This is a genomic window from Janthinobacterium lividum, assembly GCF_011601275.1.
GTDB classification, from domain to species: domain Bacteria; phylum Pseudomonadota; class Gammaproteobacteria; order Burkholderiales; family Burkholderiaceae_D; genus Janthinobacterium; species Janthinobacterium lividum_E.
Genome location: NZ_JAAOLY010000015.1, coordinates 68596 through 94518, shown reverse-complemented (window position 1 = coordinate 94518; position 25923 = coordinate 68596). Strand labels below are relative to the sequence as shown.

26 protein-coding genes are annotated in these 25923 nt (G+C 62.4%); 20 read left to right on the top strand and 6 right to left on the bottom strand.

The annotated features are described in order from the left end of the window. Nucleotides 1–206: 206 nt before the first annotated feature. From ndk to GYK42_RS21540, 19 genes are all read left to right on the top strand, one after another. Complete coding sequence (gene ndk / locus GYK42_RS21630; protein ID WP_034752036.1) at nt 207–623, top strand: nucleoside-diphosphate kinase; 417 nt, start codon at nt 207–209, stop codon at nt 621–623. A 125-nt stretch (nt 624–748) separates the two neighbouring features. Further along, nucleotides 749–1924: a 23S rRNA (adenine(2503)-C(2))-methyltransferase RlmN gene (gene rlmN / locus GYK42_RS21625; RefSeq protein ID WP_034752035.1), complete on the top strand. Its 1176-nt coding sequence runs from the start codon at nt 749–751 to the stop codon at nt 1922–1924. A gap of 56 nt (nt 1925–1980) precedes the next feature. Continuing rightward, entirely contained in the window at nt 1981–2712 is a 732-nt protein-coding gene (gene pilW, locus GYK42_RS21620) for a type IV pilus biogenesis/stability protein PilW (protein ID WP_346768141.1), read from the top strand. Nucleotides 2713–2779: 67 nt separating this feature from the next. Continuing rightward, entirely contained in the window at nt 2780–3700 is a 921-nt protein-coding gene (locus tag GYK42_RS21615) for a helix-turn-helix domain-containing protein (RefSeq protein ID WP_346768140.1), read from the top strand. Nucleotides 3701–3738: 38 nt separating this feature from the next. Beyond that, nucleotides 3739–5007 (top strand): flavodoxin-dependent (E)-4-hydroxy-3-methylbut-2-enyl-diphosphate synthase, encoded by a 1269-nt coding sequence (gene ispG, locus GYK42_RS21610; protein ID WP_166449153.1) that lies wholly within the window; start codon nt 3739–3741, stop codon nt 5005–5007. 33 nt (nt 5008–5040) lie between these two features. Next, nucleotides 5041–6402 carry a histidine--tRNA ligase gene (hisS, locus tag GYK42_RS21605; RefSeq protein WP_166449152.1) on the top strand — a complete coding sequence of 454 codons (1362 nt, stop codon included), beginning with the start codon at nt 5041–5043 and terminating at the stop codon, nt 6400–6402. Between the two features lie 54 nt (nt 6403–6456). Then, nucleotides 6457–7125, top strand: a complete 669-nt coding sequence (locus GYK42_RS21600) for a YfgM family protein (protein ID WP_046685710.1) — start codon at nt 6457–6459, stop codon at nt 7123–7125. A gap of 85 nt (nt 7126–7210) precedes the next feature. Continuing rightward, nucleotides 7211–8356, top strand: coding sequence for an outer membrane protein assembly factor BamB (gene bamB / locus GYK42_RS21595; protein WP_166449151.1), 1146 nt, complete (start codon nt 7211–7213; stop codon nt 8354–8356). 4 nt (nt 8357–8360) lie between these two features. Continuing rightward, entirely contained in the window at nt 8361–9707 is a 1347-nt protein-coding gene (gene der / locus GYK42_RS21590) for a ribosome biogenesis GTPase Der (protein WP_034752028.1), read from the top strand. Between the two features lie 240 nt (nt 9708–9947). Continuing rightward, complete coding sequence (hfq, locus tag GYK42_RS21585) at nt 9948–10184, top strand: RNA chaperone Hfq (protein ID WP_008450615.1); 237 nt, start codon at nt 9948–9950, stop codon at nt 10182–10184. Between the two features lie 114 nt (nt 10185–10298). After that, the gene (gene hflX, locus GYK42_RS21580; RefSeq protein ID WP_166449150.1) at nt 10299–11522 is read left to right on the top strand and encodes a GTPase HflX; all 1224 of its coding nucleotides are present in this window, start codon (nt 10299–10301) and stop codon (nt 11520–11522) included. A 2-nt stretch (nt 11523–11524) separates the two neighbouring features. Continuing rightward, complete coding sequence (hflK, locus tag GYK42_RS21575) at nt 11525–12817, top strand: FtsH protease activity modulator HflK (protein WP_166449149.1); 1293 nt, start codon at nt 11525–11527, stop codon at nt 12815–12817. Further along, nucleotides 12817–13704 carry a protease modulator HflC gene (hflC, locus tag GYK42_RS21570; RefSeq protein WP_166449148.1) on the top strand — a complete coding sequence of 296 codons (888 nt, stop codon included), beginning with the start codon at nt 12817–12819 and terminating at the stop codon, nt 13702–13704. The genes hflK and hflC overlap by 1 nt, the downstream gene beginning before the upstream one ends. Nucleotides 13705–13973: 269 nt before the next feature. After that, on the top strand, nt 13974–15134 hold the full coding sequence (locus GYK42_RS21565) for an ATP phosphoribosyltransferase regulatory subunit (protein WP_166449147.1): 1161 nt from the start codon (nt 13974–13976) through the stop codon (nt 15132–15134). Nucleotides 15135–15137: 3 nt separating this feature from the next. Then, nucleotides 15138–16451 (top strand): adenylosuccinate synthase, encoded by a 1314-nt coding sequence (locus GYK42_RS21560; protein WP_034752021.1) that lies wholly within the window; start codon nt 15138–15140, stop codon nt 16449–16451. Nucleotides 16452–16517: 66 nt separating this feature from the next. Next, nucleotides 16518–17063, top strand: coding sequence for a phosphoribosyltransferase (locus GYK42_RS21555; RefSeq protein WP_034752020.1), 546 nt, complete (start codon nt 16518–16520; stop codon nt 17061–17063). Between the two features lie 65 nt (nt 17064–17128). Further along, entirely contained in the window at nt 17129–17638 is a 510-nt protein-coding gene (locus GYK42_RS21550; RefSeq protein WP_166449146.1) for a GNAT family N-acetyltransferase, read from the top strand. Beyond that, the gene (locus GYK42_RS21545) at nt 17635–18561 is read left to right on the top strand and encodes a WD40 repeat domain-containing protein (RefSeq protein WP_166449145.1); all 927 of its coding nucleotides are present in this window, start codon (nt 17635–17637) and stop codon (nt 18559–18561) included. Before GYK42_RS21550 ends, GYK42_RS21545 begins: the two co-directional genes overlap by 4 nt. Next, nucleotides 18558–18863: an NIPSNAP family protein gene (locus GYK42_RS21540; RefSeq protein WP_166449144.1), complete on the top strand. Its 306-nt coding sequence runs from the start codon at nt 18558–18560 to the stop codon at nt 18861–18863. The genes GYK42_RS21545 and GYK42_RS21540 overlap by 4 nt, the downstream gene beginning before the upstream one ends. Before the next feature lie 33 nt (nt 18864–18896). On the opposite strand, the gene GYK42_RS21535 is transcribed toward GYK42_RS21540, so the two are convergent. From GYK42_RS21535 to GYK42_RS21520, 4 genes are all read right to left on the bottom strand, one after another. Further along, nucleotides 18897–20330 (bottom strand): Dyp-type peroxidase, encoded by a 1434-nt coding sequence (locus tag GYK42_RS21535; protein ID WP_166449143.1) that lies wholly within the window; start codon nt 20328–20330, stop codon nt 18897–18899. Nucleotides 20331–20391: 61 nt separating this feature from the next. After that, nucleotides 20392–20850 carry a hypothetical protein gene (locus tag GYK42_RS21530; RefSeq protein ID WP_166449142.1) on the bottom strand — a complete coding sequence of 153 codons (459 nt, stop codon included), beginning with the start codon at nt 20848–20850 and terminating at the stop codon, nt 20392–20394. Between the two features lie 280 nt (nt 20851–21130). After that, nucleotides 21131–21859, bottom strand: coding sequence for a hypothetical protein (locus tag GYK42_RS21525; protein WP_166449141.1), 729 nt, complete (start codon nt 21857–21859; stop codon nt 21131–21133). Between the two features lie 3 nt (nt 21860–21862). Then, complete coding sequence (locus tag GYK42_RS21520) at nt 21863–22924, bottom strand: AI-2E family transporter (protein ID WP_166449140.1); 1062 nt, start codon at nt 22922–22924, stop codon at nt 21863–21865. A 196-nt stretch (nt 22925–23120) separates the two neighbouring features. On the opposite strand from GYK42_RS21520, the gene GYK42_RS21515 reads away from it, so the two are divergent. After that, the gene (locus GYK42_RS21515; protein WP_166449139.1) at nt 23121–23747 is read left to right on the top strand and encodes a flavin reductase; all 627 of its coding nucleotides are present in this window, start codon (nt 23121–23123) and stop codon (nt 23745–23747) included. Between the two features lie 2 nt (nt 23748–23749). Here GYK42_RS21515 and GYK42_RS21510 read toward each other — a convergent pair whose 3' ends face one another. Further along, nucleotides 23750–25084, bottom strand: a complete 1335-nt coding sequence (locus GYK42_RS21510; RefSeq protein WP_166449138.1) for an MFS transporter — start codon at nt 25082–25084, stop codon at nt 23750–23752. A 32-nt stretch (nt 25085–25116) separates the two neighbouring features. After that, nucleotides 25117–25920, bottom strand: a complete 804-nt coding sequence (locus GYK42_RS21505) for a substrate-binding domain-containing protein (RefSeq protein ID WP_166449137.1) — start codon at nt 25918–25920, stop codon at nt 25117–25119. Nucleotides 25921–25923 lie beyond the last annotated feature (3 nt).

Genomic DNA, 25923 nt, shown 5'->3' with positions numbered 1-25923 from the left:
TCAATTCAAATTACTGCTTTACCCAAGGATAGCATGGGGGCCGGAATTTGCCAAAAAAGCAGCTTAAGATTTCATTAAACAGAGGCCGGGCGGCAAGATGCCCCCTGCCTGTCTGGGTGATATGGGGTGGAGTATGGTAAAATCAAAGGTTGATTGAGTTCTCAATTTACCGTTTTAAACCTTACTTTTTATTGGAGTTTTCACACATGGCAATCGAACGCACCCTGTCGATCATCAAACCAGACGCAGTTGCAAAAAACGTAATCGGTCAAATCTACTCGCGTTTTGAAAACGCTGGCCTGAAAATCGTTGCAGCACGCATGACCCAACTGTCGCGCGAACAAGCTGAAGGCTTCTACGCAGCGCACAAAGAACGCGGTTTCTTCAAGGATCTGGTCGACTTCATGGTTTCCGGTCCAGTCATGATCCAGGCTCTGGAAGGCGAAAACGCCGTTCTGGCCCACCGTGACCTGATGGGCGCGACCGATCCGAAGAAAGCAGAAAAAGGCACGATCCGCGCCGATTTCGCCGATTCGATCGACGCTAACGCCGTACACGGTTCCGACGCTGTCGAAGCTGCTAAAGTGGAAATCGCTTACTTTTTCCCAGAACTGAAGGCTTAATTGCCTTAGATAACGTTATTTCCTGGCGTTATCTGTGAAATAACTTATCACCCCCTGTTCCCGCTGCGCTGTGGAGTTTTCGCTCCGGATGCGCGCGGGGACGGATTTTTAGAATAGACAAGATCATGAATACGACGACCCTCACCAACTTGCTGGACCTCGATCCCGCGCAACTCATCGCCTACTGCGCCGAGTTGGGAGAGAAACCGTTTCGTGCGAAACAATTGCAACGTTGGATACATCAGTTCGGCGCTTCCGATTTCGACGCCATGACGGACCTGGCCAAGTCGCTGCGCGACAAGCTGGCCACGCGCGCCGAAGTGCGCGCCCCGGCCATCATCAGCGACCACACGTCGACGGACGGCACGCGCAAGTGGCTGGTTGACGTGGGCAATGGCAATGCCGTGGAAACCGTGTTCATTCCGGAAGAAAACCGCGGCACCCTGTGCATCTCGACCCAGGCCGGCTGCGCCGTGAACTGCCGTTTCTGCTCGACGGGCAAGCAGGGCTTCAACCGCAACCTCAGTGTTGGCGAGATCATCGGCCAGCTGTGGATGGCGGAATTCGAATTGCGCCGCACCAAGGGCATCGAGCCGGGCCCGAAAGGCGAACGCCAGATCACCAACGTGGTCATGATGGGCATGGGCGAGCCCCTGCTGAACTTTGAACCGACCGTCACGGCCCTGAAATTGATGCTCGACGACAACGCCTACGGCCTGTCGCGCCGCCGCGTGACCCTGTCGACGTCGGGCGTCGTGCCGATGATGGACAAGCTGTCGCAGGAAGTGCCGGTGGCTCTGGCCGTCTCGCTGCACGCCTCGAACGACGCCCTGCGCGACGGGCTGATTCCACTGAATAAGAAATACCCGCTGAAGGAATTGATGGCGGCCTGCAAGCGCTACCTGGAATTCGCGCCGCGCGATTTCATTACCTTCGAATACTGCATGCTCGACGGCGTCAATGACAGCGACGAGCACGCGCGTGAACTGCTGGCGCTGGTGCAAGACCGCGAGTTCGGCGTGAACTGCAAGTTCAACCTGATCCCGTTCAACCCGTTCCCCGAGTCGGGCCTGTTCCGCTCGAAAAACCCGCGCATCAAGGCCTTTGCCCAAGTACTCATGGATGGCGGCATCATCACCACCGTGCGCAAGACGCGCGGCGACGATATCGATGCGGCCTGCGGCCAGTTGGCCGGCGAAGTCAAGGACCGCACCCGGGTGCAGGAACGCATGGAAAAGATGACTGAGTATCAACAGAAATTTGGCGCCAATTTCGGCAAGATCGTGGAGATCCGCTCCTGATGCGGGGAGGCATGGCTTATCCTGGCGTACTTGCCGCGGCTGTTGTCAGCCTGGGCGTGCTGCTGGCCGGCTGTGCTTCCACCGCGGACAAGGAGCAAGCCGCATCTGTCGAGCAGCGCGCCGCCTTGCGCTTGCAGCTGGCCAGCGCCTATTATATGCAAGACCAGTTTGTGGTGGCGTTGGCCGAAGCGGAGCAGGCGGTCCAGCTGGTGCCGGGCAACGCGCAGGTGCGCGGCATGCGCGCCCTGATTTTTGCCGCTCTGCGCCAACCTGTCGCTGCTGAAAAAGATTTTCTTTACGCATTGCGCCTTGCGCCCCACAATCCCGAGTTGAGCAATAATTATGGCCTGTTTCTGTGCCAGACCGGGCGCGAGGCGCAGTCGCTGGCGTATTTTGATGCCGCATTGCAAGATGCCGCCTATGGCACGCCCGAACTGGCGCTGCATAATGCGGCCGCGTGCAGCCTGGTCATGAAAGATTACCCGCGCGCCGCCAGCTACTGGCTCAAGGCGGAGCGCATCGCACCTGGCGCGGCAATCACCTATGCCGGCCTGGTGCGCGTGTATTACCAACAGCAAGACTACCGGCAAGCGGCTCATTACCTTGAGCGGCTCGGTAAAGTAGCGACAATGGAGAGCCAGACGGCCGATGTGCTGTGGCTCGGGATCAAGGTGCAGCATAAGCTCGGGGATGCGGGTGCGGAAGCTGGCCTGGGGGCGCATTTGCGCAACCACCATTCCGGCTCCCCCGAATATGCTGCTTATCAAAATGGGGCGTTTGATGAGTGAGACAGGGATACCAATGAATTCAGAGTGGGCAGAAACGCCTCAGCAGCAGCCCCAGGGCAATCTTGCGTTGGCAGGGGCACAGTTGAAGGCGCAGCGCGAAGCGCTGGGCTGGCCTGTAGAGCAGGTGGCCGACCAGCTCAAGCTGGCGCCGCGCCAGGTGATCGCGCTGGAAGAGGGCGACATGGCGGCCTTGCCGAACCTGGCTGTGGTGCGCGGTTTCGTGCGCGCCTACGCCAAGGTGGTGCGCCTCGACGCGGCGCCGCTGGTGGCCATGATCGAAGTCCACCCGGCGCCGGCGCAAGACCCGGCCGCGCCCGTGCGGCGTGAAATTTCCGCCACGTTTTCCGAATCGCGCTTCCCCTCGATGACGCAGCGCTCCTCGAACCAGACTCCCCTGTGGATTGCCGGCGCCGTGGCCGTCGTCGTGGCGGCCGCCTTTGGCGCGTATAAACTCGGCTACGTGCCGGCCAGCCTGCTGTCCTCGCAAGCCGGGAAAGAAACATCGCATGCGGAAGTGGGGCCCGTGGAAACGACCCTGATCAAGCCGGGCCAGGACTTGACGCCCGTGCAGTCGCCGTCCGTGCCCCTGATTTCCGTGCCGCCGCCGCCAGGCAACGATACGCAGACGGGCGCACCGGCCTCCGCCATCGCTCCGGCGCCGGCCGCCGCCGTGCCGCCAGCGGCCGTGCCAGCCCCGGCGACTGCCTCGACGGCTGCCGTCACGCCGCCTGCTGCCGCCCCTGCCGTGGGCGCAAATGCGCTGGTGCTGAAGGTGGAGCAGGATTCCTGGGTGGAAATCCGCCGCCCTGGCAGCGCGCCGCTGATTTCGCGCATGGTCAAGGCGGGCAGCACGGAAACGTTCGATATCACGGGTCCGGCCACTCTGGTGGTGGGCAAGCCCGGTGTGGTGCAGGCAACTCTGCGCGGCGCCAAGCTGGAGCTGCCGACCGTTGCCGGTGGCACGATCTCGCGCGTCAGCATCAAATAATTGCAGTAACCGTTCAAGCAAATTCAGAAGATAATATTATGGCTACCTCGAAAACAGCGATCGGCTCCGGTCCATCCGGCCGCCGCGACAGCCGCAAGGTGCTGATCGCGCACGGCCAGCGCCAGATCTGGGTGGGCGGCGACGCCCCCGTGGTGGTGCAGTCGATGACGAACACGGATACGGCGGACGCCATCGGCACGGCGATCCAGATCAAGGAACTGGCGCGTGCCGGTTCGGAACTGGTGCGCCTGACGGTGGACCGTCCGGAAGCGGCCGCGGCCGTCCCGTACATCCGCGAGCAGCTCGACAAGATGGACATCGACGTGCCGCTGGTGGGCGATTTTCACTACAACGGTCATACCCTGCTCAACGACTACCCCGATTGCGCGCGCGCGCTGTCGAAGTACCGCATCAATCCGGGCAACGTGGGCAAGGGCGCCAAGCGCGACACGCAATTTGCGCAAATGATCGAAGCGGCTTGCCGCTACGACAAGCCGGTGCGCATCGGCGTGAACTGGGGCAGCCTCGATCAAGCCTTGCTGGCGCGCATCATGGATGAAAACGCGGGCCGCGCCGAACCGTGGCCGGCGCAAGCCGTCATGTATGAAGCGCTGGTGACGTCGGCCATTGAAAACGCCGTGCGCGCCGAAGAACTGGGCCTGGGCCGCGACAAGATCATTCTGTCGTGCAAGGTCTCGGGCGTGCAGGACCTGATCGCCGTGTACCGCGAACTGGCGCAGCGCTGCGACTATCCGCTGCACCTGGGCTTGACGGAAGCGGGCATGGGCAGCAAGGGCATCGTCGCCTCGACGGCGGCCCTGGCCGTGCTGCTGCAGGAAGGCATCGGCGACACCATCCGCATTTCGCTCACGCCCGAACCGGGCGGCGACCGTACGCGTGAAGTCATCGTCGGCCAGGAAATCCTGCAAACCATGGGCTTGCGCAAGTTTGCGCCCATGGTCATTGCCTGTCCCGGTTGCGGCCGCACGACGTCGACCACCTTCCAGGAACTGGCCGACAACATCCAGACGTATCTGCGCGAGCAGATGCCGGAGTGGAAAAAATCGTATCCGGGCGTGGAAGCGATGAACGTGGCCGTCATGGGCTGCATCGTCAACGGCCCCGGCGAATCGAAGCATGCGAACATCGGCATCAGCCTGCCCGGCACGGGCGAGTCCCCAGCCGCCCCCGTGTTTGTCGACGGCGAAAAAGTCGTCACCCTGCGCGGCGAACGCATCGTCGAGGAATTCCAGGACATCGTCTTGAAGTATGTACAGAGTCACTATGGAAACACGGTTGCCGTCTGAGCCTGATCCGATAAAAAAGTAAAGAAGAACACTATGTCCGAAAATAAAAAACTCGACAAGATCACTGCCGTCAAAGGCATGAACGATATCCTGCCCGCCGACGCTCCGCTGTGGGAATTGTTTGAAAACACGGCGCAATCCGTGCTGCAAAGCTACGGTTTCCAGCAGATCCGCACGCCGATCGTGGAAGAAACGAAATTGTTTGCGCGCGCCATCGGCGCCGTGACCGATATCGTGGAAAAGGAAATGTATTCGTTCACCGATTCGATGAACGGCGACAATCTGACCCTGCGCCCTGAAGGCACGGCCGGCGTGGTGCGCGCCGTCGTCGAGCACAACCTGGTGTACGAAGGTCCGAAGCGCCTGTGGTACAAGGGCCAGATGTTCCGCCACGAGCGCCCGCAGAAGGGCCGCTACCGCCAGTTCCACCAGTTCGGCGTGGAAGCCATCGGTTTCACGGGCCCGGATATCGACGCCGAGATCATCATGCTGTCGCGCCGCCTGTGGGATGACCTGGGCCTGGAAGGTATCCGTCTGGAACTGAACTCGATCGGCGACGCGCAAGAGCGCCTGCGCCACCGCGCCGACCTGATCGCCTACCTGGAAAGCCACAGCGAGCTGCTCGACGAGGAAGCCAAGCGCCGCCTGCACAGCAATCCGCTGCGCATTTTGGATACCAAGAATCCTGCCATGCAGGATCTGGTCAATGGCGCGCCGAAGCTGCTGGACTACCTGGGCGAGGAATCGCTGGCCCACTTCCACGGCGTGCAGAAGATCTTGAATCACAACAATATCCCGTTCACCATCAACCCACGCCTGGTGCGCGGCCTCGATTACTACAACCGCACGGTGTTCGAGTGGGTCAGCGACAAGCTGGGCGCGCAAGGCACGGTGTGCGCGGGCGGCCGTTATGACGGCATGGTGGAAATGTTCGGCGGCAAATCGACGCCAGCAGTCGGCTTCGGCATGGGCGTCGAACGCCTGGTGCTGCTGATGAAGGACGCGGCCGAGCCGGAACAGCCAGCCCAGTGCGACGTCTACCTGGTGCACCAGGGCGAGCAGGCAGGCTTGCAAGCGTTCGTGCTGGCAGAGCGGATTCGCGATGCGGGCCTGGACGTTGTGCTACATTGCGCAGCGAGCAACGGTGGCGGCAGCTTCAAGACGCAAATGAAAAAGGCCGATGCCAGCGGTGCGGCGTTTGCCGTAATCATGGGCGATGATGAAATCGCCAACAACGTCGCGACGGTGAAAGCCATGCGCGAAGCCGATGCCGGCGCGCAGCAGAACACGGTGCCGTTCGACGATGTCGTCGATTACGTGGTGGACCAGATCATCGGCGACCACGATTGCGGCCATGACCACGGTCCTGGCGGCCACGTGCATCATCACCACTGATTTGCAGCAAGACCGTTCTACCCTCGATCAACTACTCATTAAATCTGACGACCCATGGCATACGATCACGAAGAACAAGAACAACTGGCAACCCTCAAAGCCTGGTGGCAGCGCAATGGCAATCTGACCTCCTGGGTCCTGATCGTGGCGCTGGCAGGCTACAGCGGCTGGGCTGGCTGGCAGTACTACCAGCGCACGCAGGCTGCGCAAGCGGGCCAGTTGTACGACGAATTGCAAAACGCCATCGCCGCCAAGGATACGGCCAAGGTGATGCGCGCGGCCGGCGACATGCAGTCGCGTTTCAGCGGCACGGCGTATGCACAGATGAGCGCCCTGGCCGCGGCCAAGGTGGCGTTCGACGCGAACGACCTGAAAACGGCCAAGACCCAGCTGCAATGGGTGGCCGAGCATGGCACGGAAGAGTACAAGTCCATCGCCAAGCTGCGCCTGGCCGGCGTCCTGCTGGATGAAAAAGCCTACGATGAAGCGCTGAAAGTGCTGGCAACGGCTTCCGTGGCGCAATTTGCCGGCGCCGTGGCCGACCGCAAGGGCGACATCCTGGTGGCGCAAAACAAGCTGGCCGATGCCCGCACGGCCTACCTGGCCGCATTGGCTGCGACGGACAAGAACAATCCAGGCCGTCAACTGATCCAGGTCAAACTGGAAGCGATCGGTGGTACGGTGCCGGAAGACAAAGCCAAGGCTGACAAGGCTGCCGCCTGACAGGAACACTGATGGCGTGGCCGGGCGGCGTTATGCGCCGCCTGCCTTGCCCTTACAAGTACAAGAAAAAGGTTGGATAACACTTATGCGTGTCACTGAAAAGCTGGTAGCTGCAAGTCTGTTGGCCCTGATGGCCGGTTGCTCGTCGTGGAACCCGTTCGCTTCGAAAGATCCGAAAGTCGAACCGGCCAAGCTGGTCGAGTTAAAATCGAGCATCGCCGTGCGCGACGCCTGGAAGTATTCGATTGGCAAGGCCGGCGTGTACGCGTTTACGCCTGCGCTGGCCGGCAACAGCCTGTACGTGGTCAGCGCCGATGGCGCGCTGGCGCGCCTGGATGCGGCCAGCGGCCGTGAAACGTGGCGCGTCAAGGCCGGCAGCGATATCACCGCAAGTGCCGGCAGCGACGGCGCGGTCGTGGCCGTCGGTGCCGCCAAGGGCGCCGTGCTGGCGTTTGACGCCGATGGCAAGCAGCTGTGGAAGGCGCAGGCATCCAGCGAAGTATTGACGGCGCCCGTCGTGGGGCAGGGCGTGGTCGTGGTACGCAGCGTCGACAACCGCATCGTCGGCTTCGACGCCAAGACGGGCGAGCGCAAGTGGACGGTGCAGCGCGCCACGCCGGCATTGACCCTGCGCAATGCGCCGGGCATGGTGCTGGGCGGTGCGAACATCTACGTGGCCCAGCCTGGCGGCAAGCTGCTGGCGCTGACGGCGGCGACCGGTGTGGTACGCTGGGAGATCGTCGTCAGCGAACCGCGCGGCGCTACCGAACTGGAGCGTGTCTCCGACATCGCCGGCACGCCGGTGGTGTACGAAGGCGAAGTGTGCGCCGTCACGTACCAGGGCAAGGCGGGCTGCTTCGACGCCGCCACGGGCGTGCCGCGCTGGACCAAGCCGATCTCGTCCGATGTGGGCGTGGCCGTCGACCAGCGTTTCGTGTTTGTTGCAGATGACCAGGGCGCCGTCGTGGCGTTCAGCCGCGAAGGCGGCCAGAGCGCCTGGAAGAATGAGGCGCTGGCGCGCCGCCGCCTGTCGACGCCGGCCTCCTACGGCCGCAGCGTCGCCGTTGGCGACTATCAAGGTTACATCCACTTCCTGTCACGGGAAGATGGCGCATTAATAGGTCGTGTCAGCACCGACGGTAGCCCGATTGTTTCGGCTCCCGTTGTTGCCGGTTCGAATTTGATTTTTCAAACCCAATCAGGGACAGTGACCGCTCTCGCGGTCGAGTAATACAATGAAGCCGGTAATTGCACTAGTAGGTCGACCCAATGTTGGGAAATCGACTTTATTCAATCGTCTGACCCGCTCGCGCGATGCGCTGGTGGCGGATTTGCCTGGGTTGACGCGCGATCGTCACTATGGCGAAGGCCGTGTCGGCGAACGTCCCTTCCTCGTCATCGATACGGGTGGTTTCGAACCCGTCGCCAAGGAAGGCATCATGCACCAGATGGCACTGCAGACCAAGCAGGCCGTGGCCGAGGCCGACGTGGTGGTGTTCATCGTGGACGGCCGTCAAGGCCTGACCCCGCATGACAAGACCATCGTCGACTTCCTGCGCAAGAGCGGCCGCCCGGTCTTGTTGGTGGTCAACAAAAGCGAAGGCATGCGCTACACGGCCGTCGTGTCCGAATTCTATGAATTGGGCATGGGCGATCCGTATGCGATCTCGTCGGCGCACGGCGACGGCGTCAACGACCTCGTCGAAGTGATGCTGGACCTGGCGTTCGCGCAGCGTCCGGATGAGCCTGAAGAGCTGGAAAAGACCGACCGCGGCATCAAGATCGCCCTCGTCGGCCGTCCGAACGTGGGCAAGTCGACCTTGATCAACACCTTGCTGGGCGAAGAGCGCGTGATCGCCTTCGACATGCCGGGCACGACGCGCGATTCGATCGAAATCCCGTTCGAGCGCGATGGCCAGCAATACACCCTGATCGACACGGCCGGTATCCGCCGCCGCGGCAAGGTGTTTGAAGCGATCGAGAAATTCTCGGTGGTGAAAACGCTGCAGTCGATTTCCGAAGCCAACGTGGTCGTGCTGATGCTCGACGCGCAGCAGGATATCTCGGAGCAGGACGCGCACATCGCCGGCTTTATCCTGGAATCGGGCCGCGCGCTGGTCGTGGCCGTAAATAAATGGGATGGCTTGCAATCGCACGAGCGCGATGAAATCAAGATCGATATCGACCGCAAGCTCGATTTCCTGTCGTTCGCGCAAATGCATTTCATTTCGGCGCTGAAGGGCACCAACATCGGCCCACTGATGAAGTCGCTCAACGCCGCGTATGCGGCCGCCATGTGCGACCTGTCGACGCCGAAGCTGACGCGCGCCCTGATCGAGGCCGTGGAGAAGCAGGAGCCGCGCCGCAAGGGCTCGATCCGTCCGAAGCTGCGTTATGCGCACCAGGGCGGCATGAACCCGCCTGTGATCGTTATTCACGGCAATGCGCTCGACGCCGTTGGCGATCCGTACAAACGCTATCTGGAAAAACATTTCCGCGATACGTTTGCCCTGGTCGGCACGCCGCTGCGCATCGAACTGCGTACGGGTAAAAACCCGTTTGCACGCACGCCTAGCAAGTAAATAGTTAACGGCTGAATTAAGTGCATATTAAGGCGCCGCAGAGATAATGCGGCGCCGACAGCCAATTAATGGCTTTTGCACAGAAATAATAAAGTGTTAATGCGCCATGCGCGACAGCGATCGCGAAAACAGGTTACAGTAGCTATGACGCATCTTTCTTTCTTTGAAAGGTGTGAGAGCACTTGAAATCAAGCGAGTCGCCTCCAATTCTTACACAACAACATAAACAACGGAGCTGTTATGAGCAACAAAGGGCAACTGTTACAAGACCCATTCCTCAATGCATTACGCAAAGAGCATGTTCCTGTCTCGATCTACCTGGTCAATGGCATTAAATTGCAGGGCCATATCGAATCGTTTGATCAATATGTCGTATTGCTGCGCAATACGGTGACACAGATGGTGTACAAGCATGCCATCTCGACAGTGGTGCCGGCCCGTGCCGTCAATCTCAATATTGAATCTGAAGCGGAGTAAAGCGTTGAGCTTGACGGCCCAGCGCCTTTCACCCTCCATCGCCCCCGTCCGCGCCAGCGGCGCTGATGCGTTTGCATCGGCGTCGGCGTCCGCCGCAACTCATCAGATGCCATCATGCGCGCGGCACTAGTCGGAGTTGACTTCGGTCACAGCGACTTCGCCGCCAGCATGGAGGAACTCATGCTGTTGTCGCGTTCGGCTGGCGCAGACCCGATTTCCACCATCACGGCCAAGCGTTCCAGTCCCGATTCCGCGTATTTCGTCGGCAGCGGCAAGGCCGATGAAATTGGCGACGTCGTCGTCAACGATGGCCTGGAAATCGTCATCTTCAACCATGCCCTCTCGCCTGCCCAGCAGCGCAATCTGGAAAAGCGTCTGAATGTGCGCGTGCTCGACCGTACCAGCCTGATTCTCGACATCTTTGCGCAGCGCGCCAAGAGCCACGAGGGCAAGCTGCAAGTCGAGCTGGCGCAGCTGCAGCATCTGGCCACGCGCCTGATCCGCGGCTGGACCCACCTTGAACGGCAAAAGGGCGGTATCGGCTTGCGCGGTCCCGGCGAGACGCAGCTCGAGACCGACCGCCGGCTGATCGGCGACCGCGTCAAGGCCTTGCGCGCCCGTCTGGAAAAGCTGCACAAGCAACGCGAAACGCAGCGCCGCGCGCGCGGCCGCAATCACACATTCTCGGTGTCCCTGGTCGGCTATACCAATGCCGGCAAGTCGACCCTGTTCAATGCCGTGACCAAGGCCGGCGTGTATGTCGCCGACCAGTTGTTCGCCACGCTCGACACCACCTCGCGCCGGGTTTACCTGGGGCAGGAAGTGGGCAACGTGGTGATCTCCGACACGGTCGGCTTCGTGCGCGAATTGCCGCACCAATTGGTGGCCGCCTTCCGCGCCACGCTCGAAGAAACCATTCATGCCGATTTGCTGCTGCACGTCGTCGACGCCGCGTCGCCGGTGCGCATGGAGCAGATCGAGCAGGTCAACCTGGTCTTGAAAGAGATTGGCGCCGATCATATTCCGCAAATCCTCGTGTGGAACAAGATCGATGCGGCCGGGCTGGAGCCTTCGGTGGAGCGCGATGAATATGCTACGATCAGTCGCGTGTTCGTCAGTGCGCAGAAGGGCAGTGGGCTCGACCTGCTGCGCGATGCGATTGTCGAGATGGCCAGGAAGGCGCCTCGTTCGGCCCACCTGTATCAGAACGATGAAGCACCGCAGGAAGATCAGTTTGACGGTCAGTACGACCAGCACGATGGCGCCGCCCCGGACCAGGACAAAGAGCCTGGCGAGGACGATAGGATTTCCACCCACTCCCAAGTCGGAACACGATAGTTATGCTTGTCTCCCTACTCAAAAAAACAGGCTTGAAGTTGTCCCTGAACGATCCCCGCTGGGGCAATCGCAAGGACGACGGCAAGAAAGCCCAAGAAGGCAAAAAGCCCGGCGAAGGTCCGCCGGACCTCGATCAGTTGTGGCGCGATTTCAATCAGCGCCTGAACGCTTTTTTCGGACAGAAGAACCGTCCCGACAACGGCGGCAATAACAACGGCGGCGGTGGTCCGCGTCCCGACATGAAGGGCGCAGGCATCACCGCCGGCGTGGTCGGCGTGATCGCCGTCTTCATCTGGCTCGCCAGCGGCGCCTTCATCGTGCAAGAGGGCCAGAGCGGCGTCGTGCTGACGTTTGGCCAATACACGCGCACGGCGCCGGCCGGTCTCAACTGGCGCTGGCCGTATCCGTTCCAGACCGATGAAACCGTCAACGTGTCGCAGGTGCGCACGGTGGAAGTCGGCTATCGCACGTCGCTGCGCAACAAGCAGGCCAGCGAGTCGCTGATGCTGACGGACGATGAAAACATCATCGACATCCAGTTCGCGGTGCAGTACACCTTGAAAGATCCGGTGGAATGGCTGTTCAGCCTGCGCGACCAGGAAGACACCTTGCGCCAAGTCGCCGAGACGGCGATCCGCGAAGTGGTGGGCCGCAGCAAGATGGACTTCGTGCTGTATGAAGGCCGCGAAAAAGTGGCCTTTGACACGCAAAAATTGATGCAGCAGATTCTTGAAGGTTACAAGGCTGGCGTGTTGATCAATAACGTGACGATGCAGGCCGTGCAGCCGCCGGAGCAGGTGCAAGCCGCCTTCGACGATGCCGTCAAGGCAGGCCAGGACCGTGAGCGCCAGAAGAATGAAGGCCAGGCCTACGCCAATGACGTCATTCCGAAAGCACGCGGCGCAGCATTCCGCCTGGTGCAGGAAGCCGAGGCCTACCGGGCCATGGTGACCGAGAACTCCGAAGGTAATGCGTCGCGCTTCAAGCAGGTGCTGGTCGAGTACCAGAAGGCGCCGGCCGTCACGCGCGACCGCATGTACCTGGAAACGATGCAGCAAGTGTTCAGCAGTGCCAGCAAGGTCATGGTTGACGCGAAGACGGGCAGCAATCTGCTGTATCTGCCGCTCGACAAGTTGATCGCCCAGCAGGCGGCGTCGGACGCCTCGGCCGCGGCAGCGCGCGCCGCAGCGGCCGCACCCGCAGCCAATACCGTAATTCCACAGGAAGCCATGCAGACAGTAGAAGTCAATTCGCGTCGCGACAGCCGCTCTTCGCGTGAACGGGAGAGCCGCTAATGAACCGTATCGTAGCCGCCCTGATCGCGGGCTTTATCGCGATCATGCTCCTTTCCTCGACCGTGTTTGTCGTCGATCAGCGTAAGTATGCGGTCGTCTTCGCCCTTGGCGAAGTCAAGGACGTGATCAGCGAACCTGGCTTGTACTTCAAGCTGCCGCCGCCGTTCCAGAACGTCATCTACCTGGACAAGCGCATCCTGACGCTCGACACGCCGGAACCGGAGCGCTTCATCACGGCCGAGAAGAAGAATATCCTCGTCGACGCCTATGTGAAGTGGCGCATCGTCAATCCGAAGACATATTTCCGCAGCTTTGGCGGTGATGAAAGCCGCGCCCGCAACCGCATGTCGCAAATCGTCAAGGCCGCGCTGAATGATGAAATCACCAAGCGCACGGTGCGCGAAGTGATCTCGGGCGAGCGTGGCAAGGTGATGCAGGCGATCAAGGCCAAGGTGGCGGCCGAGGCCGAGGCCATCGGCGTGGGCATCGTCGATGTGCGCCTGAAGCGCGTCGATTACGTCGAGCAGATCAACAACTCGGTGTATGAGCGCATGAAGTCCGAGCGCGTGCGCGTGGCCAACGAGCTGCGTTCGACCGGTTCGGCCGACTCCGAGAAAATCCGCGCCGACGCCGACAAGCAGCGCACGGTGATCCTGGCCGAAGCGTACCGCGAAGCCGAGAAGATCCGCGGCGAGGGCGACGCCAAGGCGTCGCAGGTCTATGCGGAAGCGTTTGGCCGGAATCCGGAGTTCTACAAGTTTTACCGTAGCCTGGAAGCCTACCGCGCCACCTTCAAGGACAAGGGCGACGTGATGGTGGTCGATCCGAGTTCGGAATTCTTCAAGTACTTCAAGGGTAACGGCACGGCCGCTCCGTCCAAGAAGTAAGACAGCATCGGGACTGCCCCCGGCCGCAAGACCGGGTGCAGCATGAGCGGGGCCGGCGTCATTGCCGGCCCCGTTTTTTTGTGCCCGTCAGGTTGTTGCGGGAAGGCGTAAAATGCGGTGTTTTTAGGGCTGCGCGGCAGCGTTTCGGACAACTTATCCCTAAAGGCCCGTGTTTTCGCGTAAAATATCAGGTTCGGCCTCTTGCCTGGCTCGCCCGCCGCTGCCTCGCATGATGCATTTTTCAACTTTCTTCCGTATCTCGCTCCCTCATGCCGAATTGGCTTTTGCCCGAAAATATTGCCGATGTTCTGCCGTCGGAAGCGCGCAAGATCGAAGAGCTGCGCCGCCTCATGCTGGATAATTTCCGTCTGTACGGATATGAACTGGTGATGCCGCCGCTGCTCGAGTATCTGGAATCGCTGATGACTGGCGCTGGCAAGGATACCGACCTGCGCACGTTCAAACTGGTCGACCAGCTGTCTGGCCGCATGCTCGGCCTGCGCGCCGACATGACGACGCAAGTGGCGCGCATCGACGCCCACCTGCTGAACCGTGCCACCGTGACCCGCCTGTGCTACGCCGGCAGCGTGCTGCATACCCGTCCGTCGGGCTTGCACGCCACCCGCGAACCGCTGCAGATCGGCGCCGAAATCTATGGCCACGCCGGCCTGGAAGCGGATGCCGAGATCCAGGAACTGGCGCTCGCTTCGCTGGCACTGGCCGGTTTCGACAGCGTCCGCCTGGATTTGTCGCACGTCGGCCTGTTGCGCGCTATCATTGCGCAAGACGCCGCCGCCGTGCGCGACGAAGCTGCGCTGTACATCCTGCTGCGCGCGAAAGATGCGCCGGGCCTGCGCGCCCTGACCGCATCCTACGATGCCGTCACGCGCGAGGCGCTCTTGGCCTTGCCGAACCTGTACGGCGACATCGACGTGCTGGCGCGTGCGCGCGAAGTGCTGCCGCCGCTGCCGGGCGTGCTCAAGGCGCTGGCCGAACTGGCCGCGCTGGCAGGATCGGCCCTGGGCCGCGCCGAAGTGGCGATCGACCTGGCCGACCTGCGCGGCTACCAATATGAAAGTGGCGCGATGTTTGCGCTGTATGTACCTGGCTTGCCGAACGCGGTTGCGCGCGGCGGCCGTTATGACCACGTCGGCGAAGCGTTCGGCCGGGCACGTCCCGCGACCGGCTTCTCGCTCGATTTGCGCGAACTGGCGCGCCTGCTGCCAACGGCGGAACGGAAGCATTCGATCCGCGCCCCATGGGGCAGCGCGCCAGAATTGAAGGAAAAAATCGCCGAGTTGCGCAAGGCGGGCGAGGTCGTGATCCAGAATATGCCGGGTCACAGTAATGAACAAGACGAGTTCGAGTGCGATCGCGTGCTGGTACTTGCCGATAATGGTAGTAGCTGGATTCTTAAAAACTTAGGTTAAGTGATGTCAAAGAAAATTATGGCAAAGAACGTCGTTGTCATCGGCACCCAATGGGGCGATGAAGGTAAAGGCAAGATCGTCGACTGGTTGACCGATCACGCCCAAGGTGTGGTGCGCTTCCAGGGCGGCCACAATGCAGGCCACACGCTGGTCATCGGCGGCGTGAAAACCGCGCTGCAGCTGATCCCCTCGGGCATCATGCGTCCAGGCGTCGCCTGCTACATCGGTAACGGCGTGGTCGTTTCCGTGCCTGACGTGCTGCGCGAAATCGACAAGCTCGAAGCTGTCGGCGTCGAAGTCGCCTCGCGCCTGAAAGTGTCGGACGCGGCGCCCGTGATCCTGCCTTACCACACCGCGATCGACCTGGCGCGTGAAGCCAAGCGTGGCGATGCGAAGATCGGCACCACGGGCAAGGGCATTGGCCCGGCCTACGAAGACAAAGTGGCGCGCCGCGCGATCCGTATCGCCGACCTGCTGAACGAGAAGCGCTTTGCCGAAAAGCTGGCCGAAAACCTCGATTACCACAACTTCGTGCTGGAAAACTACCTGAAGGCCCCGAAGGTCGACTATCAGAAGACCCTCGACGACGCGCTGGCCTATGTGCCGCGTCTGCGTCCGATGGTCACCGACGTGTCGAGCGCGCTGTACAAGGCGCACAAGGCCGGCGCCAACCTGCTGTTCGAAGGCGCGCAGGGTTCCCTGCTCGACGTCGACCACGGCACCTACCCGTTCGTCACCTCGTCGAACTGCGTGGCCGGCAATGCCGCCGCCGGTTCGGGCGTGGGTCCTGGCATGCTGCACTACATCATGGGCATCACCAAGGCCTATACGACGCGCGTCGGTTCCGGCCCGTTCCCTTCGGAACTGCCAACGGATGCGGGCGTCGGCCACCACCTGGCGCAAGTCGGCCATGAATTCGGCACCGTGACGGGCCGTGCCCGCCGCTGCGGCTGGTTCGACGCCGCCTTGCTGCGCCGCTCCGTGCAGATCAACGGCGTGACGGGCATGTGCCTGACCAAGCTGGATGTACTGGACGGTATCGAAACGCTGAAACTGTGCACCGGCTACACCATCGACGGCGTGGCCACGGACATCTTCCCATCGGGCGCTGAAGAAGCCGCCCGTTGCGTGCCGGTGTACGAAGAAATGCCAGGCTGGACGGAAAGCACGGTCGGCGCGAAATCGCTGGCGGCCCTGCCGGCAACGGCCCGCGCTTACATCAAGCGCATCGAAGAACTGGTCGGCGTACCGGTGGACATGGTTTCGACCGGTCCGGATCGTGAAGAAACGATCGTGCTGCGTCACCCATTCGAGTAAGCTGCTGGACACAATCCGCCGCAAGGCGGATTTTTTTAATCACGCTAATAATAAGATTCCACTATCATGACTACCCCACAATCGAACGATCAACACCTCTGGGTCAACTGGGAAGAATACCACCGCCTGATCGAGCGCCTGGCGCTCAAGGTCTATGAATCGGGCTGGAAATTCGACCAGGTATTGTGCCTGGCGCGCGGCGGCGTGCGTCCCGGCGACGTGTTCTCGCGCATTTTTGACTTGCCGTTGGCCATCCTCTCGACCAGCTCCTACCGCGAAGACGCGGGCACGGTGCGCGGCGACCTCGATATCGCCAAGTACATGACCATGACCAAGGGCCCGCTGGCCGGCCGTATCCTGCTGGTCGACGACCTGGCCGATTCGGGCGTCACCCTGGACAAGGTCACGCGTCACCTGAAGGAAAACTTCCCTGACGTGACCGAAGTCAAATCGGCCGTGATCTGGCTGAAGGGCTGCTCCGTCGTGCGTCCCGACTACTTCCTCGACGAGCTGCCGCACAATCCGTGGATCCATCAGCCGTTCGAAGACTACGATGGCCTGCGTCCGCACCAGTTGGCGGCGTGGATCAAGAAGGGCGAAGCAGGCAAGTAATTGCGTGCGCGCTTGCAAAAAAAAGACGATCGTGTATCGTCTTTTTTTTCGTCCAAGGAAATGCCATGACCATATTGACGACGGCGCGCCTGCGCCTGGAACCGATCACGGAAAACCATTACGAGCGCATGCGCACGCTCAACAGCGATCCCGAGGTGATGACCTATCTGAACGCGGGCCAGCCCGAAAAGGAAGAAGACACGCGCGCCGCCGTCAAGCGCGTCACGGGCCGCTGGGCCGAATGGGGCTATTCGTGGTGGGCGCTGATACGCCTCGATGATGGCGAGATGGTGGGCATGGCTTGCCTGCAGCATCTCGATGGCGACAAGAGCAAGCCGCATGAAATCGGCTGGCGCCTGGCCCGCACGGGCTGGGGCCAGGGCTATGCCAGCGAAGCGGCGGCCGCCATCGCCGCGCATGCGTTCGACGTCGTCGGCGCGCCCGAAGTGGTGGCCGTGGCCCATCCCGACAACGCGGCCTCGATCAAGGTCATGACGCGCCTGGGCATGCAGTACGTGGGCATGGAGCGCCATTACGATATCGACAGCGTTGTGTACCGCCTGGCGCGCCCATGACGGCAAAGCGCAAGCCTTTGAAGCTGGGCTGCGCCTACGGCGTGCGGTTTTCGCCCGATGGCGCGTACCTGGCCGTGCTGGGACGCGACCTGGTCTTGTGGGACGTGGCGGCATGCCAGAAACTGTGGCGCGGCAAATTCATCGCCCATTGTTCCAGCATGGCGTTCTCGCCCGACGGCAGCCGGCTGGCCATCAAGAGCACGACGGGCCAGATGGCTGTGGTGGATAACGAGGCGGGTCAGCTGCTGCTGAATTTCCAGAACAAAAAGGATGGCGAAGGCTGCGGCCCCGCATGGTCGCCGTGCGGCCGGTATCTGGCCGATGGCGGCTGGGATGGCCGCCTGCGCGTGCGCGACGCGCAGACGGGCGAAGTGCTGTTCACGCAGGAGCACCCGGGCGAGATGCTGCGCGCAATCTACGCCATCGATGGCGGGCGGCGTTTGCTGGTCCTGCATGGCGTCAAATCGGTGGACGAGGGACAGGTGCAGCCGCCCGACTACTGCAGCGTGTGGGACTGGCCCCTGCAGGCGGGAGGCGGCCGCGTGGTGCTGTCGCTGCCCAAGCTGGCGTCGTGCGCTCCATCGCCCGATGGAGAGCGCCTGGCCGTGCTGCATTACGCGGGCGGCGAGGAATTCTTATCCGTGCATGCGATGGGCGATGGCCGCTGTCTGGCCACGGCGCCCGTGGAGGCGGGCGGCGGCACGGGCGACGCCTTGCGCTGGCTTCCCGACGGCAGCGCGCTGGGACGCATCGGCAAGGGCAAGCTGCTGTTTTATGGCTGGCCCGAGTTAAACGTCCTGGCGCAGGAAGATTTTAGCTATCCCTGCGCGCTGGACTTTTTGCCTGGCTCGTCATTGGCCGCCATCGGTTCATGGGAATCTGGCATGCTGATGGATCTGAACGTTCACAAGGAAACCCCATGATCACCTGCTACCTGCGTTACATCATCGACCCATACAAATTGCGGGAATTCGAAGCCTACGGCAAGTTGTGGATACCGCTCGTCGAACGCTTCGGCGGCCAGCACCACGGCTATTTTTTGCCATCCGAAGGCGCCAGCAACGTGGCCCTGGCCATGTTCTCGTTTCCCAGCCTGGCCCTGTACGAGCGGTACCGCAGCGACTCGATGCAGGACGCCGAATGCCAGGCCGCCTTCCGCTATGCCGAAGAGACGCGCTGCATCGTCAGCTACGAGCGCAGTTTCTTCCGCCCCGTGTTTGCCTGAACGGGGTTAATCGCGCTGCAGCCCGCCCGCCGCCTAACTCAGGCTTGCCAGGTAGCGCAATCCCGTGATGCTGGGGAAGAAGCAATACACGCCGCCGCGCGTGATGACGCTGCGCGAGAAATGCTGCAGTTTCTTATTGCCGCTGCCCTTGGCGCCCACGCCGGGCAAGGTGAAGGAACTGACGCTCGGGTCGTTGATGCCCAGGAACACGTCCTGGCCGCTGATGTTGAGCGTGGCATTGCCCGCCTCGGGGCCGGCCGGGCCGACGGCCGATTTGACGAAGGTATCGTCATCGTTCCATTGCTGCATCAGGAATTCGAACTGATTGCGCAGGTTGGCATTGATGAAATAGCCGACCAATCCCCGCTGCTCCGTGATGGGTGTAACCGGATCGTATTCGCTGCCGTAGGGCATGGCGCGCCGCACGATGCGGTGGTGGCGGGCCGAGGTGCCCACGACGCCTTCATCGCGCGGATTGTTGCGCCGGATATGCGCGCCGATCGGGCATTTCAGGCCCAGCGTGTCGTCCAGTTCCGGCTGCGCATCGACATAGTGAAAGCGGTTCAGGCTGGCGTCCGGCAGCACGGGACCCGGCTCGTCCGGCGCGAGCACGAGCGGATTGCCGTTGCGCCAGCGTCCGCACATCTTGGCGGCCACCATTTCGGTGCTGAGTCCGGAGCTGGCCGCGCCCTGGCTCAGAATACTGTCGAACAGGGGCACGTCCTGCTCCAGGATGCGGAAGGCGGCATAGCTGCCATTGGTGGACAGTTGCGGTGGCTGCACCTGGTAGGTGCCGCCGTTTTCATTCGGATAGCCGAGCAGGAATTCCCCCGTCTTGACGCTGTTGAGCGGGTCAGGTTCGTGCTCATGTTCGTGCTTGCGCGGCGGGGCGCCGTCGACGTCCGGCTGGGCGATGTTGTCGCGGTAGCCGAAATGCACGCGGTTGCCTGGCAGGGCCACGCCATCGTGCGCATACAGTTCACGCCAGCCGGCGGCAAAGGCGCCACGCAGCTTGGCCGACGTTGCCTGCAGCACTTCCTCCGATTCGCTGACCCACAGGCTCAGCATCGCATGCACCTGGCCGGCTTTGGTGGCCGGTCCCAGGTTGCCGAGCCAATGTTCGGGGGCGCTGTCGCCCACGTCGCCCACGGCGGCGACGCTGGCCGGATCGGCCGCACCCCGTTGAAATGCCTGGTCGAAGGTGGCCAGGTCGGCCGCGGTCACTCCCAGCGCGGACAGGCCGGGAGCGGTAAAACTGAGATTGACGAAGCAGGGCGGCTTGGGATGGATATGGCGCGCGGTGGTAATGGTCGGCAGCCCGTCGCTGCCGTCGAGCAGGGCCGCGATGGTGCGCCGTGCCTGCGCCGCATCCGTGATGCTGAAGATGAAATGGCGCGCCAGGTTGACGCGGTAGCCGCGCAGGATCGTGCCTTGCACGTCGTCGTAATCGATGGTGGGATCGGCCATGCTGTCTCTCCGGGGGCTGGGGTGGTGGGGCCGCTTGCGCAGCCCCGGCGTGGCGTTGTCTTTAGACGGAAGCGAGGATTTGCTGGACGGTCTGCGGATAGGCGCTATACAGACCCGTGTTGGGCACGTGCTGCGCGGCGTCGTTGGCGGTGATGAAGGCTTCGAATGCGGCCACATGGTTGGCAACGGGCATCAGCGCCTTGCCGCCCACGACAAACTGCAGCAGCGCGTCGAATACTTCGCCCAACTGCGCCACGAAATCCTCGATGTAGCCATTGAAACTGCCGTCATACTCGGTGATCACGCCGATGATCAGGGTGTCGGAAGTGCCCGTCTTGCCGATGTCGGGCAGCAGATTGGCTTGGGAGCGGTCAAACAGTGTGAAGCGGGCAAAGTGCACGGTACCGATATCGGTGAGTGCGGCATTGATCTTCGTCTGGTATTCCTGCAACGCGGCGGCGATGGAGATCGGATTGGTGCCGGGTAGTACCGGCATCAGTAAGCACAGTGGATTTGCCATGGGAGGGCTCCTCATTACGTGGTTGTCGGGACGACCGACACTACGCCGCAGCGCCCACTGCGTCAAAAACTATATTTCTGCATTTGTTGCTAAATGTATACTATTTCAACATGATAGTTGCTATGAAATGCGGTCTCATGTGAAGAGTCGCCGAGGCTGTCCGGCACCGGCGGGCACTCTGCCGCCAGGCTGTTCCAGCCTGTTTCGGGAAGCGCAAGGGGCGCCGTTGGCAGCGCCGGGTTCTGAAGGGTTTATTTGAGGCGCGCTGCATCGCCCGCTGTCAAAACCGGATGGGGCAAGGCGCCGCGGTTCCTTCGCCGAAACCGGCGTAGCCGGACCGCGCGCTGAGGTTCAGCGACATGCTGCCTTTGTCCGGTAAATAGATGCAGTATTCGCCAGTCGCCGTGATGACGCGGTAGATGCGCTTGGGGTCGTTTGGTGCGCTGAACAGCTCGATGCGGGCCGCTTCGAACCACTTTGGCTTGACCGCCGCATGCGCTTCCGCAAACCCCTTTGCCAGACGCGTCCGCGGCGTATCGGGCGGCGCCACGAATTCCTGCGGATGCTCGGCGCGCAGCTGGCGGTCGATGGCGCCGGCTGCCTGCAGCGCCTGTTGAGCGAGCGGGAGGGCGCCGGTCTTGGGTGCGGCAGGCGCAGGTTCTGCCGGCGGGGCGTTGTCTTGCGGCTTGCCCTGCGCCGATGCGGTTGCCTCTTTTGGAGGCGAGGTGCTTGCCGCGCTGGCTGGGCGGGCCGGTGGGCGCGCAGGCGCCGGCGCCGGATCGGGCCTGGCAGGGGGAATGACAGCTTTCATTGGCGGCAGGGGCGGCATCAGCTGCAGCCAGATCCGGTCATCGTGCTCGATTCCTGTGTGTACAGGCCGCGTGGCGGCCCAGAACAGCGCCAGGTGCAGCAGGACAATCGCGGCGATGTAGCGGCCATGGGGACGCTGGCCGAGAGAAAAATCTGCAAGGTCGATGCCCCTATGTTCCCTGCCGGCCCAGGCCGCCACGCCTCAATCCTCGGCCTGGAATTCGCTGGCCGAGACGAACAGATCCCACGAGGCGATGAACAGGGCCGCCACCACGGGCCCGATGACGAAGCCGTTCAGGCCAAACAGAGCCATGCCGCCCACGGTCGACAGCAGCACCACGTAGTCGGGCATCTTGGTATCTTTGCCCACCAGGATGGGGCGCAGCACGTTGTCGACCAGGCCGATGACGAAGACGCCGAAGGCGGCCAGGCCCGCGCCTTGCCAGATGGCGCCCGTGGCCAGGAAGTAGACGGCCACGGGCGCCCAGACGAGGGCGGCGCCGACGGCCGGCAGCAGCGACAGGAAAGCCATCAGCACGGCCCACAGCAGGGGCGCCGGCACGTCGAGGAACCAGAACGCCAGCCCGCCGAGGGCGCCCTGGGCGATCGCCACGAGGATGTTGCCCTTCACGGTGGCACGGATCACCGTGGTGAAATTGGTGAACAGGCGCTGCTTGTACTTGCGGCTCAGCGGCACGGCGCCCTTGATGCGGGCCGACAGGGTCGAACCATCGCGCATGAGGAAAAACAGCAGGTACAGCATGATGCACAGGCTGGTGAGGAATTCGAAGGTATACAGGCCCACGTTGATGGCTTTCACCGCCACCACCTGGCTCACCTGCGTGGCGCCCTCGGCTAGCTTGTCCTGTAGGCTGGCCAGGCTGGTCAGGTTGAAGCGGTCGAGCAAGTTGATCAGCCATTGCGGCAGCACCGCCATGATCTTATTGAAGAACATGGCGACCGTGATTTCGCCCGACCGTACCATTTCCACGACGCTGGCCGCCTGGTTCACGAGCGACACGGAAATGAGCGACAGCGGCAGGATCACGATAACGATGATCAGCAGCAAGGTCAGCAGCGACGCCAGGCCGGCGCGACCCCTGGTTTTCAGCAGCAGCCAGCGGTACACGGGCGCGAACAGGATCGCCAGGATGACGCCCCAGAAGATGGCGCCCGCATACGGCGCCAGTATCCAGCCGAAGCCGATGGTGACGATGCTCAGGAGGAGCAGGAACACTTTCTGGTGCAGCGTGAGGGTAGGCATGGGCGGTAGCGGAATGATAAGGGTTGAGTTGTCCCATCATAAGCGAGGCATGGTGCGGCGCGCCATACAATTGTCGTGATGCGTGCGCGAGCGCGCCTGGCGCCGGGGGCTGGCAACGCGGTGGCGGCAATTCCAGTAAGCTGTCGCTCCAGGCGTTCCATCCCGGGCGCCTTTGACTTCGATTTCAGGAACGCGCGTGGCCGACAATATTCACTTTTATGAACCTGCGCAGGGCCATGGCCTGCCGCATGACCCTTTCAACGCCATCGTGGGGCCGCGGCCCATCGGCTGGATTGCCTCGCGCAGCAGCGAGGGCGTGCTCAATCTGGCGCCGTACAGTTTTTTCAACGCCTTCAATTACCATCCGCCGCTGATCGGTTTTTCCAGCATCGGCCGCAAGGATACCTTGCGCAATATCGAACAGACGGGCGAATTCGTGTGGAACCTGGCGACCCGTCCGCTGGCCGAGGCGATGAATATCAGCTGCGCGCCGGCGCCGCCCGAAGTCGATGAATTCGCGCTGGCCGGCCTGACGCCGGCCGCCTCGCGCATCGTGCATGTGCCGCGCGTGGCCGAAAGCCCCGTGTCCTTCGAATGCCGACGCACGCAGATCATCGAGCTGCAAGGCGTCAATGGCGATGGCGTCGGCAGCTGGCTGGTGCTGGGGGAAGTGGTGGGCGTGCATATCGCGCGCCACCTGTTGACCGACGGCGTGTACGACACGGCCGCCGCCGCGCCGATCTTGCGCGGCGGCGGTCCGGCCGATTATTTCGAGATCGGACCGGACAGCCTGTTCCACATGCGCCGGCCCGCCTGGCCGTAACATCACGCCGGGAGCGGATGGCGCTCCCTGACGATGCCGCGATAGATCAGCCACGTCGCCAGCAGGCTGATGGCGCCGGCGCCTGCCATCCAGTAGCCTGGCGCCGCCTTGTCGCCGGTGCTCTCGATCAGCAGGGTCGACACCAGCGGCGTCATGCCGCCGAACAGCGCCGTGGCCAGGCTGTAGGCGAGCGAAAAACCCGTCGTCCTGACGCTGGCCGGGATGATTTCCGTCAGCGCGACGATGGTGGCCCCGTTGTAGCTGCCGTAGAGGAAGGACAGCCACAGCTCCACCATCAGCATGTGGTCGAAACTGGGATGGGCGACCAGCCAGGACAGGGCCGGATACGCCGTCAGCACCGTCAGCGCCGAGCACACGGCCATGATGGGCCAGCGCCCGATCCGGTCGGATAGCGCACCCATGACGGGCAGCCAGATGAAGTTCGACAGGCCGATGCACAGGGTGACGAGCAGGCTTTCCTCGGTGCTCAGCTTGAGCACGTTCTTGCCGAAGGTCGGCGTGTAGACGGTGATCAGGTAGAACGCAACCGTCGTCAGCACGATCAGCATCGTTCCGGCGACCACCAGCGGCCAGTTGAGGGCGATCGTCTTGAGCATTTGCCGGAACGTCGGATGCGACTTGCGCGTCAGGTAGGCCTCGGTCTCCTGCAGCGAACGGCGGATGTAGAACACCACCGGAATGATGGAGCAACCGATGAAGAACGGGATGCGCCAGCCCCAGTCCGCGATGAATTCCTTGCTCAGGGTTTCATTGAGAAAGTAGCCGAGCGCGGCGGAAAAGATGATGGCGACCTGCTGGCTGGCCGATTGCCAGCTGACGTAATAGCCCTTGTTGCCGGGTGTTGCCATCTCGGACAGGTAGACGGATACGCCGCCCAGCTCCACGCCGGCGGAAAAGCCTTGCAGCAAACGCCCGATCAGCACGAGGAACGGCGCCAGCAATCCGATGGTGGCATAGCCGGGCACGAAGGCGATCAGCGCCGTGCCGGAAGCCATGATGGCCAGGGTGAGCACCAGGCCCTTGCGGCGGCCGATACGGTCGATATAGCTGCCGAGGATGACGGCGCCCAGCGGCCGCATGAAAAACCCCGCGCCGAAGGTGGCGAACGTCATCATCAGGGCCGCGTATTCGCTGGTGGCGGGGAAGAAGGCCTTGGCAATGTACGTGGCGTAAAAGCCGAACAGGAAAAAATCGTACATTTCGATGAAGTTCCCGCTCGTCACCCGGATGACGGTGGCGATGCGGGAGGGCGGACGCACTTGCGCGCGCGGCGTTGCGGCCTTGGCGATGGGTGCGGCGGTGGAGGGAATGGCCATGATTTACCTCGATGAAAGATGAGTGACGTCGCCTAGTGCGCCGCTGTCGCTGGCGCCGCTGCCGGTTCCAGTCCTGTCGCTTCGATCGCGCCCGCGTTGGCGGGGGCGGCGAGGAAGCGCAGCAAGGCGAGGCCGGCTTCCGGTTCCTTGCCGCCCGGGACCAGCGCCGCCGAAAACTGCGTCATCTTCTGCACTTCCGGCGGCAGCAGGCCGACGATGTCGATGCCTTCGACCGGCAGCAGCTCGCTGCGCTGCTGGCAGCCGAAATCGGCCTGGCCATGGGCGATGATTTCGCCGACGGGGGTGGCGGGAATTTTTGCGGCCTTGCCCTGCATCTGCTCCGAAATCTGCAACTTGTTCATCAGCTGTGTCTCGATGTAGACGCCGCTGGCGCTGTCCGAATAGGCGACCTTGTCCGCTTTCAGAAAGGCGCTGCGCAAGCCCTCGGTGGTGCTGATGTCGGGCTTGGCCGCGCCGCGCCGCACGGCGCAGGCAATCGGCGAATTGGCCAGGACCACCTTGCTGCCGGGGACCAGGCGGCCTTCCTGCATCAGCTTGTCGAGCGCGTCGCCCACCATGATGACGACGTCGATCTGCTCGCCGCGCGCCAGGCGCGCCGGGATCGCATTCTTGGTCGTGCCCATCGACGGCCCCCATTCGGAAACCAGATGGTCGCCGCTGGCGCGTTCGTAGGCGGGGGCGAGGTTTTTGTAGGCCTGGGCGAAACCGCCCGAGCTGACCACGCGGATGTCGGCGGCATGGGCCGCGCCGGCGGCGAGCAGCATGAAGCCGGCCAGTATGGGGGCGGAGCGCCGTACGAGGATATGTTGAAGCATGGT